Genomic DNA, 15613 nt, shown 5'->3' with positions numbered 1-15613 from the left:
TCGGTTGCTGTCTGATAATCGTCGACGCCAAGAACCGCTCATGTACATCAATCTTCTCAATCTCGGCCGCGTCCCGTATAGCGCAGCGCTCGCTATTCAGCAACAGGTCATCGCGGCGCGAAAGCAGAATTTGATAGGCGACACGCTGCTGATGGTGGAGCACTCTCCCGTATTGACGCTTGGCAGGAACGCACATCGCTCCAACATTCTTGCCAGCAACGAAGAACTGGCTCAGCGCGGAATCGAGCTGTATGAAATCAACCGCGGCGGCGACGTCACATATCACGGCCCGGGCCAGCTGGTCGGGTACCCCATCATCGATCTGCGCGGCGACCTGCCAGGGAAAAAAGGACCTCATCTCGGCCCGGTCGACTACGTTCGTCTGCTCGAAGAGACCTTAATCCGCACCTGCGGCGACTTCGGCGTCATGACGCAGCGTATCTGCAAGCTCACAGGCGTTTGGACGATGGCCGGTGGCAGCATCCGCGAGAAGAAAATTGCGGCGATAGGCGTCCATGTCTCTCAAGGCGTGACGTCCCACGGCTTTGCGCTGAACGTGACCACGGATCTAAGAGATTTTGACTGGATCATCCCTTGCGGCATCGCCGATCGGCAAGTAACAAGCCTCGAAGTGGAGGCTGATCACGACCGCCAGCCAACGATGGAGGCGGCGTTTAACTCGACAGCCCGGAACTTCGGCCGGGTTTTCGAGCGCCAGATGCTCTGGTGCGAATCACTTGACCAGTTGCTCGCGGCACCCATAAAAACCGATAAATCCGTTGCTGCCGCCGATGTTCGCTAACCGCACCGCGCGGCCAACAATCACCTCGCCGCCGTATAATCCCATTTGCGTACGCCCGACAGCGGACCGGGCAGACACAAGGCGGTTCGCCGCTCGTACCTCTAGGCCGCACCTGAAATCAGGGGAGAAGAGATATTCATGCCGACTGACGTAGTTATGCCCCAGATGGGCGAATCCATCACCGAAGGCACCATCACAAAATGGCTTAAGAAACCGGGCGACGCCATTCAGCGGGACGAACCCCTCTTTGAGATCTCCACGGACAAGGTCGATGCGGAGATCCCTTCGCCCGCCGCCGGAACTCTGAAGGAGATCAAAATCTCAGAAGGCACGACGGTCCAGATCAACACTGTCGTCTGCAGCATCGATGAAGCCGGCTCGTCATCGACACCCGCCGCGTCTCCGGCAAAGACTGAAACGGCGGCTAATCCCAAAGCCGACACCGTCACACCCGCTGCGGCCGACGCACCACCCGCGGTTCAGGGGAATCCGCCTGCTGCCTCGAATGGCGCCGCAGGTCCTGGAACCGAAGTTCTAATGCCTCAGATGGGCGAGTCCATCACAGAGGGAACGATTACCAAGTGGCTCAAGAAAGTGGGCGACACAGTCCAGCGCGACGAACCAATTTTCGAGATTTCGACCGACAAGGTTGATGCCGAGATCCCGTCGCCCGTGGCCGGTACACTCTCCGAGATCAAGGTTCAGGAGGGTGCCACCGTTACAATCAACACGGTGGTCGCGGTCATCGGTGGCGCGGCCGGAAAGGCAGCCGCTCCGACTGCATCGGCGCCTGGATCCGCGACAACCACGGCTGCTCCTACGCCCGCCGCACCTTCCGCTTCTGCAGCAGCCGGCGAGCGCGTCCGTTCTTCCCCGCTGGTCCGCAAGATAGCAAAAGACAACAACGTCGATCTCTCGCAGGTTCCTGGCACAGGAGCCTCGGGCCGCATCACGAAGACCGACATCGTCAGCCATCTGGAGCAGGGTCCAAAGCCTGTTGCTGCTGCTTCTGTCGCTCCGGCGGCCTCCGTGTCGGCCTCGGCAGCCGCAAAACCGGCCGCTCCCCAGCCGCAGCCCGGCGAGCTTGTTCCTATGACCAAGATGCGCTCCATCATTGCGCAGCGCATGGTCGAGTCCAAGCGCACCAGCCCGCATGTACACACTGTGTTCAAGGTGGATATGACGCGCATCGTCAAACTCCGCGAGAAGGAGAAGTCAAAGTACGAGCAGCGCAACGGCGTCAAGCTGACATACATGCCCTTCATTACCCGAGCGGCGATCGTCGCGTTGCGTAAGCACCCCATCGTCAACGGCTCAATTGAAGGCGAAGCGATCCGCTACAACAAGAACATCAATATCGGCATCGCCGTCGCCCTCGACTGGGGCCTCATCGTCCCTGTTCTGAAGCAGACTGAAGAGAAAAACTTCCTGGGTATTGCTCGCGGCATCGTTGACGTAGCCGATCGCGCCCGCAACAAGAAGCTCGCTCCCGATGAGATCTCCGGCGGCACCTTCACGCTCACCAACTCCGGCATCTTCGGCGAGCAGTTCGGTACTCCCATCATCAACCAGCCACAGAGCGCGATCCTCGGCATCGGCGGCCTCAATAAGGAAGCCGAAGTCATCACTGATAAGGACGGCAACGACTCCATCGCGATCCGTTCCATCCAGCGCTTCACCCTTGGCTTCGATCACCGCATCGTCGATGGTGCAGATGCCGGCAAATTCATGTCCGACTTCAAGGCATACCTCGAGAACTGGTCCGAAGACATCGGCTAACCGAAACCAGCTTCAAACAAGAACCGCGCGGCAGACTTGACTTAGTCGGCCGCGCTTCTTGTTTTAGTTTTCGTCACAGCAGAGCCTTCGCCCGCAACACCAGCTCAACCGCCTCGTCTGCCGTTGCACCAACCGCCGAAAGATGACCCATCTTCCGTCCTTTACGCGGCTTATGTTTTTCGTACAAATGCAACCTAACCCCGGGTACTCCAAGTGCCGCATCAAACCTGGGTTCGGCAGCCTGTCCATCCTTCAGCCATAGGTCGCCGAGCAGATTCGCAATGGCAGCCGGTTGCACAACATCAACGTCACCTAACGGCAGATCACAAACCGCCCGCACCAACTGCTCAAACTGCCCCGTCACACAAGCCCGCACACTCGCGTGGTAGCTGTTGTGGGGCCGCGGAGCAAGCTCGTTCACCAACAGCTTCCCGTCGGTCGTGCAAAACATCTCCACGGCCAACACTCCCTCCAGTTGAAATGTATCCGCAATAGCCTCCGCGATTTCCCGAGCCTGCTCTTCCATCTCCGAAGACAGCGGAGCGGGAATCACGCTCCAGGCCAGAATCTGCTCTTCATGGTGATTCAGCGCAGCTGGATAGACCTTCACCTCTCCGTTAGGCGCACGCGCAACCAACACAGAGATCTCTTTCGCCAGCTCAACCGCTTTCTCAGCCACGCCGGCCCTCTCACCCAAAGCCTCCCACGCACCCCGCACCTCATCATCGAGCGATGCACCGGCAGTAAATCCAACCTTACCCTGACCTCGTCCGTCGTACCCGCCAGTAGCACTCTTGCAGAAGCACCTGCCTCCAAGTGCAGCCACAGCACTTCGCAAATCGTCCAGCGACCGAACCGCACGATACTCCCCCACGGGAAATCCATTCCGCCGCAGCCAGTCTTTTTGCTCAATCCTGTCCTGAATCACCGCGAGCATCGCACCGCCCGGCCGCACCGGCGCATAGCTCGCAGCGGCTTCCATGCTCCTCGGCGAGATCTGCTCAATCTCCAGCGTCACCACGTCACAGCCGCGCGCAAGGTTCGCTGCCTCCCGCGAATCATCCCACCCCGCCTCGATGCATCCATCCACTACGAACCGGGCAGGGCAGGCCGGATCGGGATCAAGCACGAGGATGCGATATCCCATACCACGAGCCGCCATCGCCGTCATACGGCCGAGCTGCCCACCGCCAAAGATCCCAATTGTTGCGCCCGGTAGGATCGGTTTCGCACTCGAAGAACCAGAGCTCACGCGCCAACCTCATCTTCCCCGACTACCTGCGCAAGAACCTCATCCCGCCGCGCCGCACGCCAGGCCACCAGTTTCTTCTGCAACGCCGCATCGGTAATAGCCAGGATCGCTATAGCTAACAATCCCGCATTCGTAGCTCCAGCCGCTCCAATCGCGAGGGTTCCCACGGGAACTCCCTTCGGCATCTGCACAATACTCAACAGCGAATCCATCCCTTGCAAAGCTGTCGCCGGAATCGGCACGCCAAGCACTGGCACCACCGTCTTTGCGGCAATCATCCCAGGTAGATGCGCCGCGCCACCAGCACCCGCGATGATCACCCGCAGTCGTCGTTCAACGGCGGAATCTGCATAATCAAATAGAAGATCCGGCGTCCGATGAGCCGACACCACCCGCACCTCGTGCGCAACGCCAAACTCCTTCAGCACCTCCACGGCGCCTCGCATTACCGCATAATCATTGCGGCTTCCCATCACAACTCCAACCAAAACAGTGCCCAGCGGCTCGGCGTCCATGGCCCGATTATACGGTTTCCAGTGCACGCCGTGCCCCGAGCAGTACTACGAACGCTTCGCCCAGATACTCGCGTTCAGACACATCACCACACCGTCAATCGTCATACTCAGTCCCTGCGTAAACTTGTCTGAGTCGGCGATATGCTTCATCGTCACAGCATCGGTAATGTTGATCGCAGCCCCTACGATCTCTACCGCCGCTTCCTTCTTCTGCTCCCCGGTCTTCGCCCCAAACAAAGCCTCAGTCCCTTGAACTACGCCTGGAAGCAAGGCGATCGATCGCAAAAATAACTTCAGAAAATTCATAACCTCTCCCTTATCGCCTCAAGTAGTCAATCGCCATATGGAACATGGCCAATACGGCTCCACCTGCACCCAGCAGCCCCTTAATACGCTGCACGCTGCGTTCATGCTGATCAACCCTGTCCTCCAGCTGAGTCAGTCTCCCCGGTTGTCCTATCCCCAGCAAATGTTCCATCTGGTTCTTCAGCACACTCAAATCCGCTATCACCACATCTTCAAAGCTGTGCACTCGGTAGCTCGTCACCTTCCCGCGAAACATCTCGCGACCCAGCAACGATGGCGCTCTTCCCGCCTCCATCGACAGCCTCACATACCGTCGCAGCATTCCCTCCGTATACTTCCGGTAGAACGCCAGCTCCGGAGCCGTCTTCTTCTGTTGCACCACCTCTGGCAGCGTCTTCTTACGAGAAGGCGAAGCCGTAGCCCACACCGCCGGCAGAATCACAAGAGCTGCACTCATCGAGCACCTCCAGTAACACCCACCGCCGCCGCAGTGCATCCCGCAACGCGCACACGCCGCCGCTTCCGGCCTCCAGCATGTTTGCCTCGCGGAGCCGGAAACTCTGCCAGTCGCCCAGCACATCCCCGGCAGTACACACCGTCAGAGCCCGCACGGAGCCAGAGCGCCCCGCACCCTTCACATACCTTCAAATCCATGCGCAAGTAGTTCACTTCGTTCCCTTTCAAGGCGTACTTCTCCCCCGGACGAGCCTCAATTTTTTACAATGGTCGAGTGGGCTCGCCTAAGTTGCTATGGAACGCCGTTCGCTTCGCCGCTTCGCTCTCTTGGCTCCGTCGGACAAACGACAACATTCGTTTCTCGTTGCTTCAGTTCGGTGTCACACCTTGGGAAAAATCAATCACCCTGTCTCCTCCTCACACGTCTCCGAATGCAGTCCGGCACTTGAAACCCCAGCTCGAGGTTTTAGGTCGCCTTACCGCTTCGATTCCGCATTGGGAAAGTCTCAAGGTTATAGCTTTTGACAAAATTACTGTCAACCGCAATCTTTCCTCAGGCTATGCTGTCTCGTATATCCCTCGTTAGCAGTAGTTTGGAGCACAAACTTATTGCGTCAAGCGAATATTTCGCTTTATGTTCGCCTTGCCCAATGATATGGTTCGCCGAGGGTTACCCTCCATTATGAACTTTCAAGACCTTCACGAACTCCTTCGGCTTGAACTCCTTCGACGCATCGACCGCGGTCTCCTCACCGGCAGCCGCCTCGCCCATCAGGCCGGCTTCCAGCAAGCCCACATCTCCAACTTCCTCAACCGAAAACGCGCCCTCTCTCTCGAAGGACTCGACCGCGTCCTGGCCTCGCAAAAACTCTCCATCGAACACATCCTCCCGCTCGACCTCAACGCAGCCTCCACTCCAACCCTCCCCGAAAACAGCGATCCCATCGAAACCATCCCCGTCGTCTCCCCCTCCGCCGCCATGGACGACGCGCGCATCCCCCCCGCCTCCATCATCGAAACCGTCCAGGTATCCGCCTCTCGGCTTCACGACAACCGAGCCCGTCCCTCCACCAAGCACGCCCACTGGCAGCGCTTCCTCGCCATTCGCGCCGACACCCAGCAATCCGCCGCCATGGACCCGCTCCTATCCCCCGGAGCCATCGCTGTCCTCGACCGCCACTACAACTCCCTCGCCCCCTACCGCGCCCACCAACCCACACTCTACGCCGTCCGCTGCGGAGCCGCCCTCCTACTCCGCTTCGTGGACTTCGACGAGGGCCGTCTCATCCTCCGTCCCTACTCCCGCGACTTCCCCGTCCAGCTCCTGCCCCTCGCCTCCCACGAAACCCCGGCCGACTACATCGTAGGCCGCGTCTGCCTCGTCTTCTCCGAGCTCTGAAAACACATACCAGAGAGAAGGCGCCGAAGGCGCGTCAGCCTCGATGGCAGATCGCGCCGTGCGCGCAGCACGCCGTTGCCTGTCCTAAAGCCACTCGAAAAAAACCCAGACCCAGACCAGGACATACCCACAAGATCTCAGTGCTACCCTATCCCCACCAATGAACCTCCGCATAGCAGCCATCCGCTCTGGCACCGACCCGGTCCGCAAGCTCACCACCGGATCCTTCCAACGCTGGCTCGAAACGCCCCTCACCTGCCCAAAGTGCGACACCACCTACAACCTCGCCGTCGACTGGGACCAATCCTCCGATCGCTGGTTCCCCGAGACCTCCCGCCCTCTCATCACGCTTCTCAAGAAGGCGATCCACATGGGCCACACCACCGACCACCGCGTCTCTCACTTCGAAACCGAAGGCGTCATCGTCGAAAGCATCACCCCACCACTCCCCTAGAATCGCGCGAAGTGCCACCACGCCTCACAAACCAGAACGAGGTCACGAATGGACGTATCGGCTCTCTTTCGCATCCTCGACCTCGCCTGGATCTTCTCCGAAGTCGCCATCCTCGTGATCACGCGAATCCGCAGCGGCAATCCCAGCGCCGACATACAAGACCGAGGCTCTCTCCGCATCCTCTGGTTCGTCATCCTCGTCGCCATCACCCTCGGTAGCTTCTACGGCGAAACCCACTCCCACACCATCGACCACGGTGCTTCCTGGGTTCGACTCACCGCGCTCACTCTTCTCATCCTGGGCCTCGCTATCCGTTGGACTGCCATCGTCACCCTCGGCCGTTCCTTCAGCGCCAACGTCGCCATCCACGTCACGCAAACCATCCACAAAACCGGAGTATTTCGCTTCGTCCGCCACCCGTCCTACTCTGGCCTCATTCTCATCTTCGCCGCCGTCGGCCTCTATACCCGCAACTGGCTCGGTCTGGCGATCATCTTCATCCCCACTACCGCCGCGCTCTTCTACCGGATCCACGTAGAAGAGTCAGCCCTCCGCCGCGCCTTCGGCCACGAGTACGAGATCTACAGCAAATCCACCAAATGCCTCATCCCCGGCATCTACTAACCCAATAAAACCCAACCCCCAACCGCGCTCAGCCGTCTCCATTCCAGAACAATCCAAGACAATCCAGAACACAAGCCGACCACGAAATCCCCGCAGAGCGCCTCTTGCGGCTCCCGGGGAAACCAGCCTAAGCCACCGCCAACTCGTACTCTTCCGCGCTGACATCAGTTACAGAACCAACGCTGGTCACGCCCACTGCAGGCTTCTTCCAATCGCCCAGTGAACGGCTCAGCATCGATGCTGCGCAACCCTCACCGCAAAGAATGGTAATGTCCCGGCTCCGCGCCAACTCCGCATCCCACGGCATAAACGTAACGCCGTGCGACGTAACCTTGGCCAGAACCCAATGATTGCTGGTCTTCTTCTGGACCCCGCAAACGCATGTATAAATCGTAATTGCTGCCATATAGCTCTCCCCTCCGTTTCGCTGTCTCCGCGAACTCTGTGCTACATCTTGCATAGTTGCACTTGGCCTGCCAATGCTGTTAAAACGCCCGTCATTCTTTGTTTTCAACGCTACTGCCGCAGCCCGTTACCACTCATCCGACACCGTCGAATGCCCCAGATTGCCAAAAGTAGGAAAACATTTTCCACTCTCTCTTCCGAAGGGTAATTTCTTCAGAAATAGAGCACGAACATACCATCTGATGCTGGAAATCCGATGAGCGGCCCACAATTAGCAAGCACAAGCGAAGATTTAACGAAATCCCACTTTCCTACCACACACAGCGAACCGAAGGGCCTATCATCACCAAGGGTAGGAGGAATCGCTCGTCAACAAAGCAGAGCGAAGCCTCGGAACTATCACACCTGGATATCCAGAATCACAAGTCGCGACGCATGCATCTGATCAGGTGTCCAAACGTCGTTCGGTACGGCCAGGTACGGTGAGGTGCTGATTCTCAACTGTTATTTTTCGGAGTGACAGAGGTGAAAAAAGTCCCCCAACAAGTTGTCGATAAGACACGACGCCAGAGGAGTCTCGGGAATCGCCTGTGTCTCCTTCTTCTCAGTATGTCGGTCATCAGTATGTCGGTCACCGGTGCCGCGGTAGCCCAGCGTACCTCCGCACCCGAACCTCAAACTGGAACGGTCATCGGTACGGTGACCGATGTGAATGATGCCACCGTTCCAGGAGCTACGGTCGTTCTTGAAGGTCCTTCGCTCACCGCTTCCCAACGCGTAAAGACGGGCGATGACGGTTTCTTTAAACTCGAACATCTCGATCCGGGAACTCCCTACCATGTCACCGTCAGTGCCAGTGGCTTCGCAGACTGGAGCTCCCCTGAAGTCATCCTCCGGCCAGGTCAATATATGGACCTCACCGGCATCCGCCTCCGGATTGCTGCCGCGATCACCACAGTCAACGCGCTTCTCTCGACCGAGGAACTCGCCACCGAGCAGGTCAAGCTGGAGGAAAAGCAGCGCGTCCTGGGATTCATCCCCAACTTCTACGTCGTCTATGACCACAACGCCGTTCCACTCACGCCCAAACTGAAGTTCAGACTCGCTCTCAAGACCTCGATTGACCCCGTCACCTTCGCCGGCGCAGCCTTCGTCTCTGGCATCGATCAAGCCTCCGACACCCCAAACTACCAGCAGGGCACCAAGGGCTACGGCCAGCGTTTGGGCGCAAACTACGCCAACGGTTTAACCGACATCCTGATCGGCGGCGCCATCCTGCCATCCATCCTGCATCAGGACCCCCGCTACTTCTACCAGGGCACAGGCACAAAGAAGTCGCGCGCACTACACGCCCTCTCCACGCCCTTCATCTGCAAAGGAGATAACGGACGCTGGCAGCCGAACTTTTCAGGCCTCGGCGGATATCTCGCCTCCGGTGCCCTCTCCAACACCTACTATCCGGAGTCGAATCGCGGCCCGGGGCTGGTCTTCTCGACCACGTTTATTGACATCGCCGCCGACATGGCCAACGGCGTCATACAGGAGTTCGTCCTGCGCAAGCTCACCTCCACAGCCAGGTCCCGACATCAGTCAGACGCGGGAAGCAACTAGAAAGCAGAGGGCAATTGGACCGACGACACGCCCAGAGAATCCCACTTCTCACAGGCCCGCTCAGCGCATGAGCCAGATGCCCAAACTCCTCCCGGAGTAGATATGGCCGTAGCAGAGACCCGAGCCGCCATGAACCTAGTCGACTCTCTTGCTGCTCGCTCGCCGGGGCTTCGGCTTGCTCTCGCCTTCGAGATTGAGCGTCACTGCAGCGCGGATGAGCTCCTTCAAGGCCGCCTCATCGATCTTCTCGCCTTCGTGAATGTCGATGGCGCGCCTGACATTCCCGTCGAGGCTGGAGTTGAATAGCCCCGAAGGATCCTTCAACGCAGCTCCCTTGGCAAACGTCATCTTGACCACGTTCTTGTACGTCTCTCCCGTGCAGACGATGCCACCGTGTGAGAAGACGGGAGTCCCCATCCACTTCCACTCTTCGACGATCTCAGGGTCTGCCTTGTGTATGATCTCGCGCACCCTCGCGAGCGTCTTCCCGCGCCAGTCCCCAAGTTCGTTGATCTTCGCGTCGATGAATGCAGAGGCAGATTCCCCCGCGACGGCCTTTTTCATATGTGCAAACTCCCGCACCTATTCTCACTGCACTCAGCGTAACCTGCAACCTCCGCCGACGTCGTGTAGTGGTCAGTTTGGAGTGAATGAATGAAGTTTCCGAAAAGCCGACTTTGCTGGCGCGTTCAGGAGACGGGCGTCGTCGCTGCACGCCAGGCCTCAGGTCTCTGTTCAATTAACCATTTTAGAAAGTGGCCGATGTCTCCATTTTCAACAAAAATGCCCACCCCCAAAGACAGGGGGATTCCTGAGACAGCGATCTCAGGCCGCGAGAAACTTGCGGCAGGCTGCCCCGGCAAGGCCGAGTACACCAGTGCCGAGCAGCAGCAGGCTGGAAGGCTCGGGGACTCCGGACGGAATATCGGTGACCGTAAGAGTTATCGTGTTGGGACTAAATGCGGTATTCACGCCAATGTTGGTAAAGAAGGACGCGGGTAAACCGTTGAACGAATCGGCTCCGCCCGCCGCTACATCGATGATCAGAGAAGAGGCTGAGCCTGCGATGTCGAACGAGACGGTCGAGCAAGCCTGTGATGCCTGCACGGTACAGGTAGTGGGCGTGAACGTTGTGGTCGTCAGGATCTGCGTCGGGCTCGTGTAAGTGAAGGCGTCATGACCCAAATGACCTTCGGAGAAGGTATAGCTGAAAGTGTCGGCGCGGGCGGTGAGGGTGGATATCGCGAAGAACACCGCAAGGGGTGTGAGAAGACATGCATTCGGGCGCATGGAAGCCTCCAGAGGTTGCGGGGATGGGGATAACTGGGGCCCGGACAGTGCGTGTGCGAGACGATTCGGAGTTGATTCTTTGCCGGTTCCGGCGGATGTTCGCGACGCAGCTATCGCTTTCCAAACGCATTCTCGCAGAAAATGCGCACAGTACGCAAAGACTCCATTGAATTCACTCTAGAGCGTACAACAGATTGCACAAAAAGCTTTGGGCTGGCACGATAATTCCATCTGGCTTGGCGATGCACTCCAATGAAGCGCGGTGAAGATCGCAACTTCGGAAACCAACGTCAAAAATATTTGACATGTGCGGAGTGCAGCGCTATCTTTCTCAATGTCAAATATTTTTGACAAGGGAGCGATTTGCTATGGCGACAAACCTTTCATACCGGGAGAAGTCTCTCTACGCCTCGCTTGTGGCGGAGCTCCTCGTGTACGGCCCCTACTTCTTCCTGCACCAGCAAAACTCCATCAACAAGGTCGCAGGCATGATTGTCGGAATCATCGTATTGCAGATCATCCTGCAGTCGGTCATTGCCGCCGTAACCCGCAACCGTGTAACGGACGAGCGCGATCGCTTGATTGAGCTGCGCGGCTATCGTGCCGGTTATTTGACCTTCGCGTCCCTCATGGTCCTCGGGCTGGGCATGTTGTGGTTTCACTCGACGGTCGGCCATCTCGAATTGGAAAACCGGATGATAGGACTTCATTTCCTGAGCGTCTTCTTTGGCATGTTGGTCATCGCTGATATCACGAAGACCGCCACGCAAATTATGGCTTACCGGAGAGCCCTCTGATGCCCGCAATACGCAATCAGATTCGAGAACTCCGGGCCCTCCGCGAGATGACCCAGCAGGAACTCGCCGATCGAGTCGGCGTCACACGGCAGACCGTCATTGCGATCGAACAAGACAAGTATTCGCCTTCTCTTGAGACCGCGTTCAAAGTCGCAATCGTGCTTGGTGTGTCGCTCGAGCAGTGTTTCCAGTATGACCCTCGCGGTAAGCGTTAACCTGAGCTGAGCAAGCTGCGATTCCGTGCGGCGCGATCTGACAAATCGCGCCTCGTGCCGGGACTATCGCGACGAGCAGTGCAACCAAGCCCGCCAGCTTGCCCACGAGAACTCAATACGCAAACGCTGCTCACGCGTTTACACCGGTTCGCCATTTGTCGCAGGAAACAGGGCGCCGATGGTACGGCTTGGGGGTCGCAGCGCCCACGATACCGCTGTAAAAACAGTAAGGATGAGCGGAGCGAGGACGTGAAAGCCGTAAGCGCCGTAACCCCCGACTGCAGCGCAGGATGCAGCCGCGCCTGTCAGGTCAAAGAAGATGCCGGCATACGCCCATTCCTTGAGCCGCGGATAACGCGGCACAAGGATGGCAATGGCTCCAAGCGCCTTCCAAAATCCCAGGATGGCAAAGAAATACATTGGGTAGCCAAGCACCGGCACAACGCCATGGGGGTTGCCGAAAAATTGGACCATCTGCGCACAACCGCCGCTTCCGATAAAGAACGCGATCAGTCCGGTCGTAGTCCAATAAGTAATGTTTTTTGCCTTCGTGGTCATTCCACCTCCCCAAGGACACGTTCCAGGCCGCCGAAGAACTTCTGCCAGCCGTAGTTTGCACCCTGATAAGCTGCCTGCTGATCGGGACCGAAGCCGGACTGCTCCATGCGAACTTGGGTGCCGCCCTCCGCTGGAGTCAACGTGAAGAGCACAACCCATTGAAGCCCGGCTTCGCCTCCCCCAACACCCCAGTTATAAGACAGGCGCCGAAGTGGGTCGACGATCAGTACCTCGCAGTCGACAATGCCGTTCCAGTTCGGCATAGGATCGGCCCGGAACTGGAACTTCCGCCCGACCACCGGCTCGAAATCGTTATTCATCATCCATTGCGCCAGGAGCGGGCGCTCCGTGAGCGCTCGCCACAGCTTCTCTGGCGGGTGTGGAAATACCCTCTCGATCACAAGCGTACGTGTACTCTCTGCTGGATTGCTCCCCTCTGTTGCATTGCTCATGGCTCCATCCTTTCCAAAAGTGCTTCAAGCTTGTCAAACCGGTCACGCCAGAAGTCGCCGTAGTCACGCAGCCAGTCCACCATCGGCGCCAGCGCATCAGGCTGCGCGCGATAGTGAGTCTCGCGTCCCGCACGTCGATGCCGTACCAGCTTCGCACGCTTCAGCACCGTCAGGTGCTTGGAGACAGCAGGCTGCGACACGCCCGCATAGCGAGTCAAGGCGTGGACGGTCTGCTCGCCCTGCCGGGTCAACTCCTCGAAGATGGCCCTGCGAGTCGGGTCGGCAAGAGCGCGGAACACAGGATTGGCATTAGCCGGCTTCACATTGAAACCATAACCATATGGTTATGGTTTGTCAAGAGCGACGTGACGCTATTTATTTCGAAGTTGCAGCCTTGCCCACCGAAATTTCCGTTTCTCATGAACTCACCATCGCCGAGTCACTCCTCGAATTCAGATCAGCAACGAAAAGTCGGCATATGGTTAGCGACATCAACTCAACTTGAACACAAGGCTGACCGTGACGACCGCAGTCGTGTAACGGGATAGCATAGGGACAGTCAGGCCATCCGTCATGATCTTTATCAGCCTCACGCGCTTGCGCATTCGCTCCATCCTCTACCTGCCCGTGTTTGCGATCTACACCGTGCGCTCACTTCGACAGGTCAAGAAGGCCCCCGGATTCCATACCGGTGCGCTTTTGCCCGACCGAAGCTGGACTTTCTGGACCATGACAGCTTGGGACGAACGCGAAAGTATGCGCCAATATATGACGACAGGGGCGCACAAGAGTGCAATGCCTCACCTCATGCACTGGTGCGATGAAGCCTCCGTCGCACATTGGGAGCAAGAGCAAACTAGCCTGCCTTCCTGGGAGGAGGCTGACCGGCGCATGCGTGAGAGCGGCCGCGCCTCCAAAGTGAACCACCCAAGTCCCGAGCACGCCAGCCTCAACTACCGAAAGCCGCGTACCACCGGCGGCGGAATCATCTGATTCCTGGCTACCCCGTACCAGCGCCTACGTTCGGATGTACTTCTGGGAGACAGCCCGCACCACCCGCGACACCAACCGCATCGCAGCGAATCCCCCACGCATAGTACTAATTCGACCCCTCCAACTCCTTCTCCTTCGCAAACTTCTCCTCAGCCTCGCTGTTTTTACCAAGCATCTTCAAAGCCAGGCCCCAACTTCCGTAGGCGAACGCATTATTCGGATCCAGCTCGATCGCCTTCTGGTCCTTCGCCACCGCCTCCTCATACTTTCCCTCGCCATACAACGCCTGTCCCCAGGCACCGTAGGCAAATGCATTCTTCGGATCGAGCTCGATCGACTTCTGATCCTTCGCAATCGCCTCCTCATACTTTCCAACGCTGTACAGCGCGTTTCCCCAGCCACTGTAGGAAAGCGCATTCTTCGGATCAAGCTCGACCGCTGTCTCGTACTTCGCAATCGCCTCCTCATACTTTCTCTCCACGCATAGCGTATTTCCCCAATTGATGTAGGCAGACGCATTCTTCGAATCCAGTTCGATCGCCCTCTGGTACCGCGCAATCGCCTCCTCATACCTTCTCTCGACGTAGAGCGCGTTTCCCCAGTTGACGTAGGCATCCGCATTCTTCGAATCCAGCTCGGTCGCCCTCTGGTACCTCATAATCGCCTCGTCATACCTTCTCTCGTCATACAGAATGTCTCCCCAGTAGACGTAGGCATCCCCATCCTTCGGATTCAACTCGATCGCCCTCTGGAACTTTGCAATCGCCTCCTCATACTTTTTCTCCCCGACCAGCACGATTCCCCAGTTGTAGTAGGGAAACGAATCCATCGGGTCTAGTTCGATCGCCCTCTGGTACTTCGCAATCGCCTCCTCCGACTTTCCTTCGTCGCTCAGCACGGCTCCCCAAAGATTGAAGCTGGCCTCCCGGTGCAGCAGATCCTGAGATGTGTCTTCGGTGATCGCCCGCGCAACTCTGATCGATTTGTCGAACTCCCGATGATCGTCCCAATACGACGCCAGCACGTAAGGATTCACCTGTTCAAGAGCCAGCTCCGCCGCCCGCTGCACCAGCATGTTCTCATCGTCCCGCTCGGCGGCCCCGCTCAGCGCCTGGCTCCCGTTTCTCCCCTGCTTGAAGTACACCGTTATCATCGCCGGCCTCTTGACCATTGGCGGGTCGGATGTGGATTGCGCCGCATCCGCCGCGGCAACCACGATGTCGCCGCCCACGTGCTTTGGTTCACGATGAAACAGGCTCCTCGCCACATCGACGATCGTCTTCAGCCCTAACTTCGTCCCCGGAATTTCGACCTCTGGAATCGACGCCTCTTCCCCCTGCGATCCCAGAACATCCTTCTTCATTCGGGTCTTGGTCGTCGCCTCCATCACCCGCAGCCTCTCCCCCACTCGGTTCGCCATAACCTCTGACGAAAGGCCCGCCTCCGAAAGGCTCTTGGGAACGCCAAACGGATCGATGATGAGAACGTCGCGATTCACCTCGCGAACGACATATACAACCAATGGCAGAAACAGAAAGACGACAACGAAGCCCTTCACCAGACGCCAGAAGGTGATCCTCCCCGCGGCATCCCACAAGAACTCCTTCGCCCTCTCCACAAACTGCTTCGCACTCTTAGGACGCGGCCGCCTTCGCAGCGGCACGGGATAAGACTTCATCGCACACCATCCTCCCGCTCAACTTTT

21 protein-coding genes are annotated in these 15613 nt (G+C 58.0%); 9 read left to right on the top strand and 12 right to left on the bottom strand.

The window, feature by feature from the left end:
• The first annotated feature begins 40 nt into the window (after positions 1 to 40).
• Together lipB and RBB81_RS04930 are read left to right on the top strand one after the other, a co-directional pair.
• Positions 41 to 802: a lipoyl(octanoyl) transferase LipB gene (gene lipB / locus RBB81_RS04935; RefSeq protein ID WP_353072917.1), complete on the top strand. Its 762-nt coding sequence runs from the start codon at positions 41 to 43 to the stop codon at positions 800 to 802.
• Positions 803 to 940: 138 nt separating this feature from the next.
• Positions 941 to 2581, top strand: a complete 1641-nt coding sequence (locus RBB81_RS04930) for a 2-oxo acid dehydrogenase subunit E2 (protein WP_353072916.1) — start codon at positions 941 to 943, stop codon at positions 2579 to 2581.
• Positions 2582 to 2654: 73 nt separating this feature from the next.
• Here the strand turns inward: RBB81_RS04930 and purK are convergent, their stop codons facing one another.
• The 5 genes from purK to RBB81_RS04905 are packed head-to-tail and all read right to left on the bottom strand — an operon-like array spanning position 2655 to position 5292.
• The gene (gene purK / locus RBB81_RS04925) at positions 2655 to 3833 is read right to left on the bottom strand and encodes a 5-(carboxyamino)imidazole ribonucleotide synthase (protein WP_353072915.1); all 1179 of its coding nucleotides are present in this window, start codon (positions 3831 to 3833) and stop codon (positions 2655 to 2657) included.
• Positions 3830 to 4348 (bottom strand): 5-(carboxyamino)imidazole ribonucleotide mutase, encoded by a 519-nt coding sequence (gene purE / locus RBB81_RS04920; protein WP_353072914.1) that lies wholly within the window; start codon positions 4346 to 4348, stop codon positions 3830 to 3832. The genes purK and purE overlap by 4 nt, the downstream gene beginning before the upstream one ends.
• A gap of 45 nt (positions 4349 to 4393) precedes the next feature.
• Positions 4394 to 4654 carry a hypothetical protein gene (locus RBB81_RS04915; RefSeq protein ID WP_179580742.1) on the bottom strand — a complete coding sequence of 87 codons (261 nt, stop codon included), beginning with the start codon at positions 4652 to 4654 and terminating at the stop codon, positions 4394 to 4396.
• 10 nt (positions 4655 to 4664) lie between these two features.
• Positions 4665 to 5111, bottom strand: a complete 447-nt coding sequence (locus RBB81_RS04910) for a hypothetical protein (protein ID WP_353072913.1) — start codon at positions 5109 to 5111, stop codon at positions 4665 to 4667.
• Positions 5053 to 5292, bottom strand: coding sequence for a hypothetical protein (locus RBB81_RS04905; protein WP_179580714.1), 240 nt, complete (start codon positions 5290 to 5292; stop codon positions 5053 to 5055). The genes RBB81_RS04910 and RBB81_RS04905 overlap by 59 nt, the downstream gene beginning before the upstream one ends.
• A 500-nt stretch (positions 5293 to 5792) precedes the next feature.
• Here RBB81_RS04905 and RBB81_RS04900 point away from each other — a divergent pair, with 500 nt between their 5' ends.
• The 3 genes from RBB81_RS04900 to RBB81_RS04890 all read left to right on the top strand — a co-directional run bounded on the left by RBB81_RS04900 (position 5793) and on the right by RBB81_RS04890 (position 7587).
• On the top strand, positions 5793 to 6509 hold the full coding sequence (locus RBB81_RS04900; RefSeq protein WP_179580712.1) for a hypothetical protein: 717 nt from the start codon (positions 5793 to 5795) through the stop codon (positions 6507 to 6509).
• 160 nt (positions 6510 to 6669) lie between these two features.
• Entirely contained in the window at positions 6670 to 6963 is a 294-nt protein-coding gene (locus RBB81_RS04895) for a hypothetical protein (RefSeq protein ID WP_183790736.1), read from the top strand.
• A 48-nt stretch (positions 6964 to 7011) separates the two neighbouring features.
• On the top strand, positions 7012 to 7587 hold the full coding sequence (locus RBB81_RS04890; protein ID WP_353072912.1) for a methyltransferase family protein: 576 nt from the start codon (positions 7012 to 7014) through the stop codon (positions 7585 to 7587).
• Positions 7588 to 7714: 127 nt separating this feature from the next.
• Here the strand turns inward: RBB81_RS04890 and RBB81_RS04885 are convergent, their stop codons facing one another.
• Positions 7715 to 7993 (bottom strand): hypothetical protein, encoded by a 279-nt coding sequence (locus tag RBB81_RS04885; protein WP_179580702.1) that lies wholly within the window; start codon positions 7991 to 7993, stop codon positions 7715 to 7717.
• Positions 7994 to 8517: 524 nt separating this feature from the next.
• Between RBB81_RS04885 and RBB81_RS04880 the strand changes: the two genes are divergently transcribed.
• Positions 8518 to 9603: a carboxypeptidase-like regulatory domain-containing protein gene (locus RBB81_RS04880; protein ID WP_353072911.1), complete on the top strand. Its 1086-nt coding sequence runs from the start codon at positions 8518 to 8520 to the stop codon at positions 9601 to 9603.
• Between the two features lie 135 nt (positions 9604 to 9738).
• Here the strand turns inward: RBB81_RS04880 and RBB81_RS04875 are convergent, their stop codons facing one another.
• On the bottom strand, positions 9739 to 10167 hold the full coding sequence (locus RBB81_RS04875) for a DUF1801 domain-containing protein (protein ID WP_353072910.1): 429 nt from the start codon (positions 10165 to 10167) through the stop codon (positions 9739 to 9741).
• A gap of 261 nt (positions 10168 to 10428) precedes the next feature.
• Positions 10429 to 10893, bottom strand: coding sequence for a PEP-CTERM sorting domain-containing protein (locus RBB81_RS04870; protein ID WP_353072909.1), 465 nt, complete (start codon positions 10891 to 10893; stop codon positions 10429 to 10431).
• A gap of 368 nt (positions 10894 to 11261) precedes the next feature.
• On the opposite strand from RBB81_RS04870, the gene RBB81_RS04865 reads away from it, so the two are divergent.
• Both RBB81_RS04865 and RBB81_RS04860 read left to right on the top strand, forming a co-directional pair.
• Positions 11262 to 11690, top strand: a complete 429-nt coding sequence (locus RBB81_RS04865) for a hypothetical protein (RefSeq protein WP_353072908.1) — start codon at positions 11262 to 11264, stop codon at positions 11688 to 11690.
• Positions 11690 to 11905, top strand: coding sequence for a helix-turn-helix transcriptional regulator (locus RBB81_RS04860; RefSeq protein WP_179580694.1), 216 nt, complete (start codon positions 11690 to 11692; stop codon positions 11903 to 11905). The genes RBB81_RS04865 and RBB81_RS04860 overlap by 1 nt, the downstream gene beginning before the upstream one ends.
• Before the next feature lie 138 nt (positions 11906 to 12043).
• Here the strand turns inward: RBB81_RS04860 and RBB81_RS04855 are convergent, their stop codons facing one another.
• Genes RBB81_RS04855 through RBB81_RS04845 form a run of 3 tightly spaced genes read right to left on the bottom strand, consistent with a single transcriptional unit; the run spans position 12044 to position 13238 of the window.
• The gene (locus RBB81_RS04855; protein WP_179580692.1) at positions 12044 to 12463 is read right to left on the bottom strand and encodes a DoxX family protein; all 420 of its coding nucleotides are present in this window, start codon (positions 12461 to 12463) and stop codon (positions 12044 to 12046) included.
• A complete protein-coding gene (locus RBB81_RS04850; RefSeq protein WP_353072907.1) occupies positions 12460 to 12915 on the bottom strand; it encodes an SRPBCC family protein in 456 nt (151 codons plus the stop codon). Before RBB81_RS04850 ends, RBB81_RS04855 begins: the two co-directional genes overlap by 4 nt.
• Positions 12912 to 13238: an ArsR/SmtB family transcription factor gene (locus RBB81_RS04845; RefSeq protein WP_353072906.1), complete on the bottom strand. Its 327-nt coding sequence runs from the start codon at positions 13236 to 13238 to the stop codon at positions 12912 to 12914. The genes RBB81_RS04850 and RBB81_RS04845 overlap by 4 nt, the downstream gene beginning before the upstream one ends.
• A gap of 250 nt (positions 13239 to 13488) precedes the next feature.
• Between RBB81_RS04845 and RBB81_RS04840 the strand changes: the two genes are divergently transcribed.
• Entirely contained in the window at positions 13489 to 13908 is a 420-nt protein-coding gene (locus tag RBB81_RS04840) for a DUF3291 domain-containing protein (protein ID WP_353072905.1), read from the top strand.
• Between the two features lie 106 nt (positions 13909 to 14014).
• Here RBB81_RS04840 and RBB81_RS04835 read toward each other — a convergent pair whose 3' ends face one another.
• Positions 14015 to 15586, bottom strand: a complete 1572-nt coding sequence (locus tag RBB81_RS04835) for a tetratricopeptide repeat protein (protein WP_353072904.1) — start codon at positions 15584 to 15586, stop codon at positions 14015 to 14017.
• Positions 15587 to 15613: the final 27 nt, after the last annotated feature.

This window comes from Tunturibacter gelidoferens (assembly GCF_040358255.1).
Lineage (GTDB): Bacteria > Acidobacteriota > Terriglobia > Terriglobales > Acidobacteriaceae > Edaphobacter > Edaphobacter gelidiferens.
The sequence above is the reverse complement of the archived record's forward strand: the minus strand, read 5'-3'. Positions and strand labels throughout refer to the sequence as shown.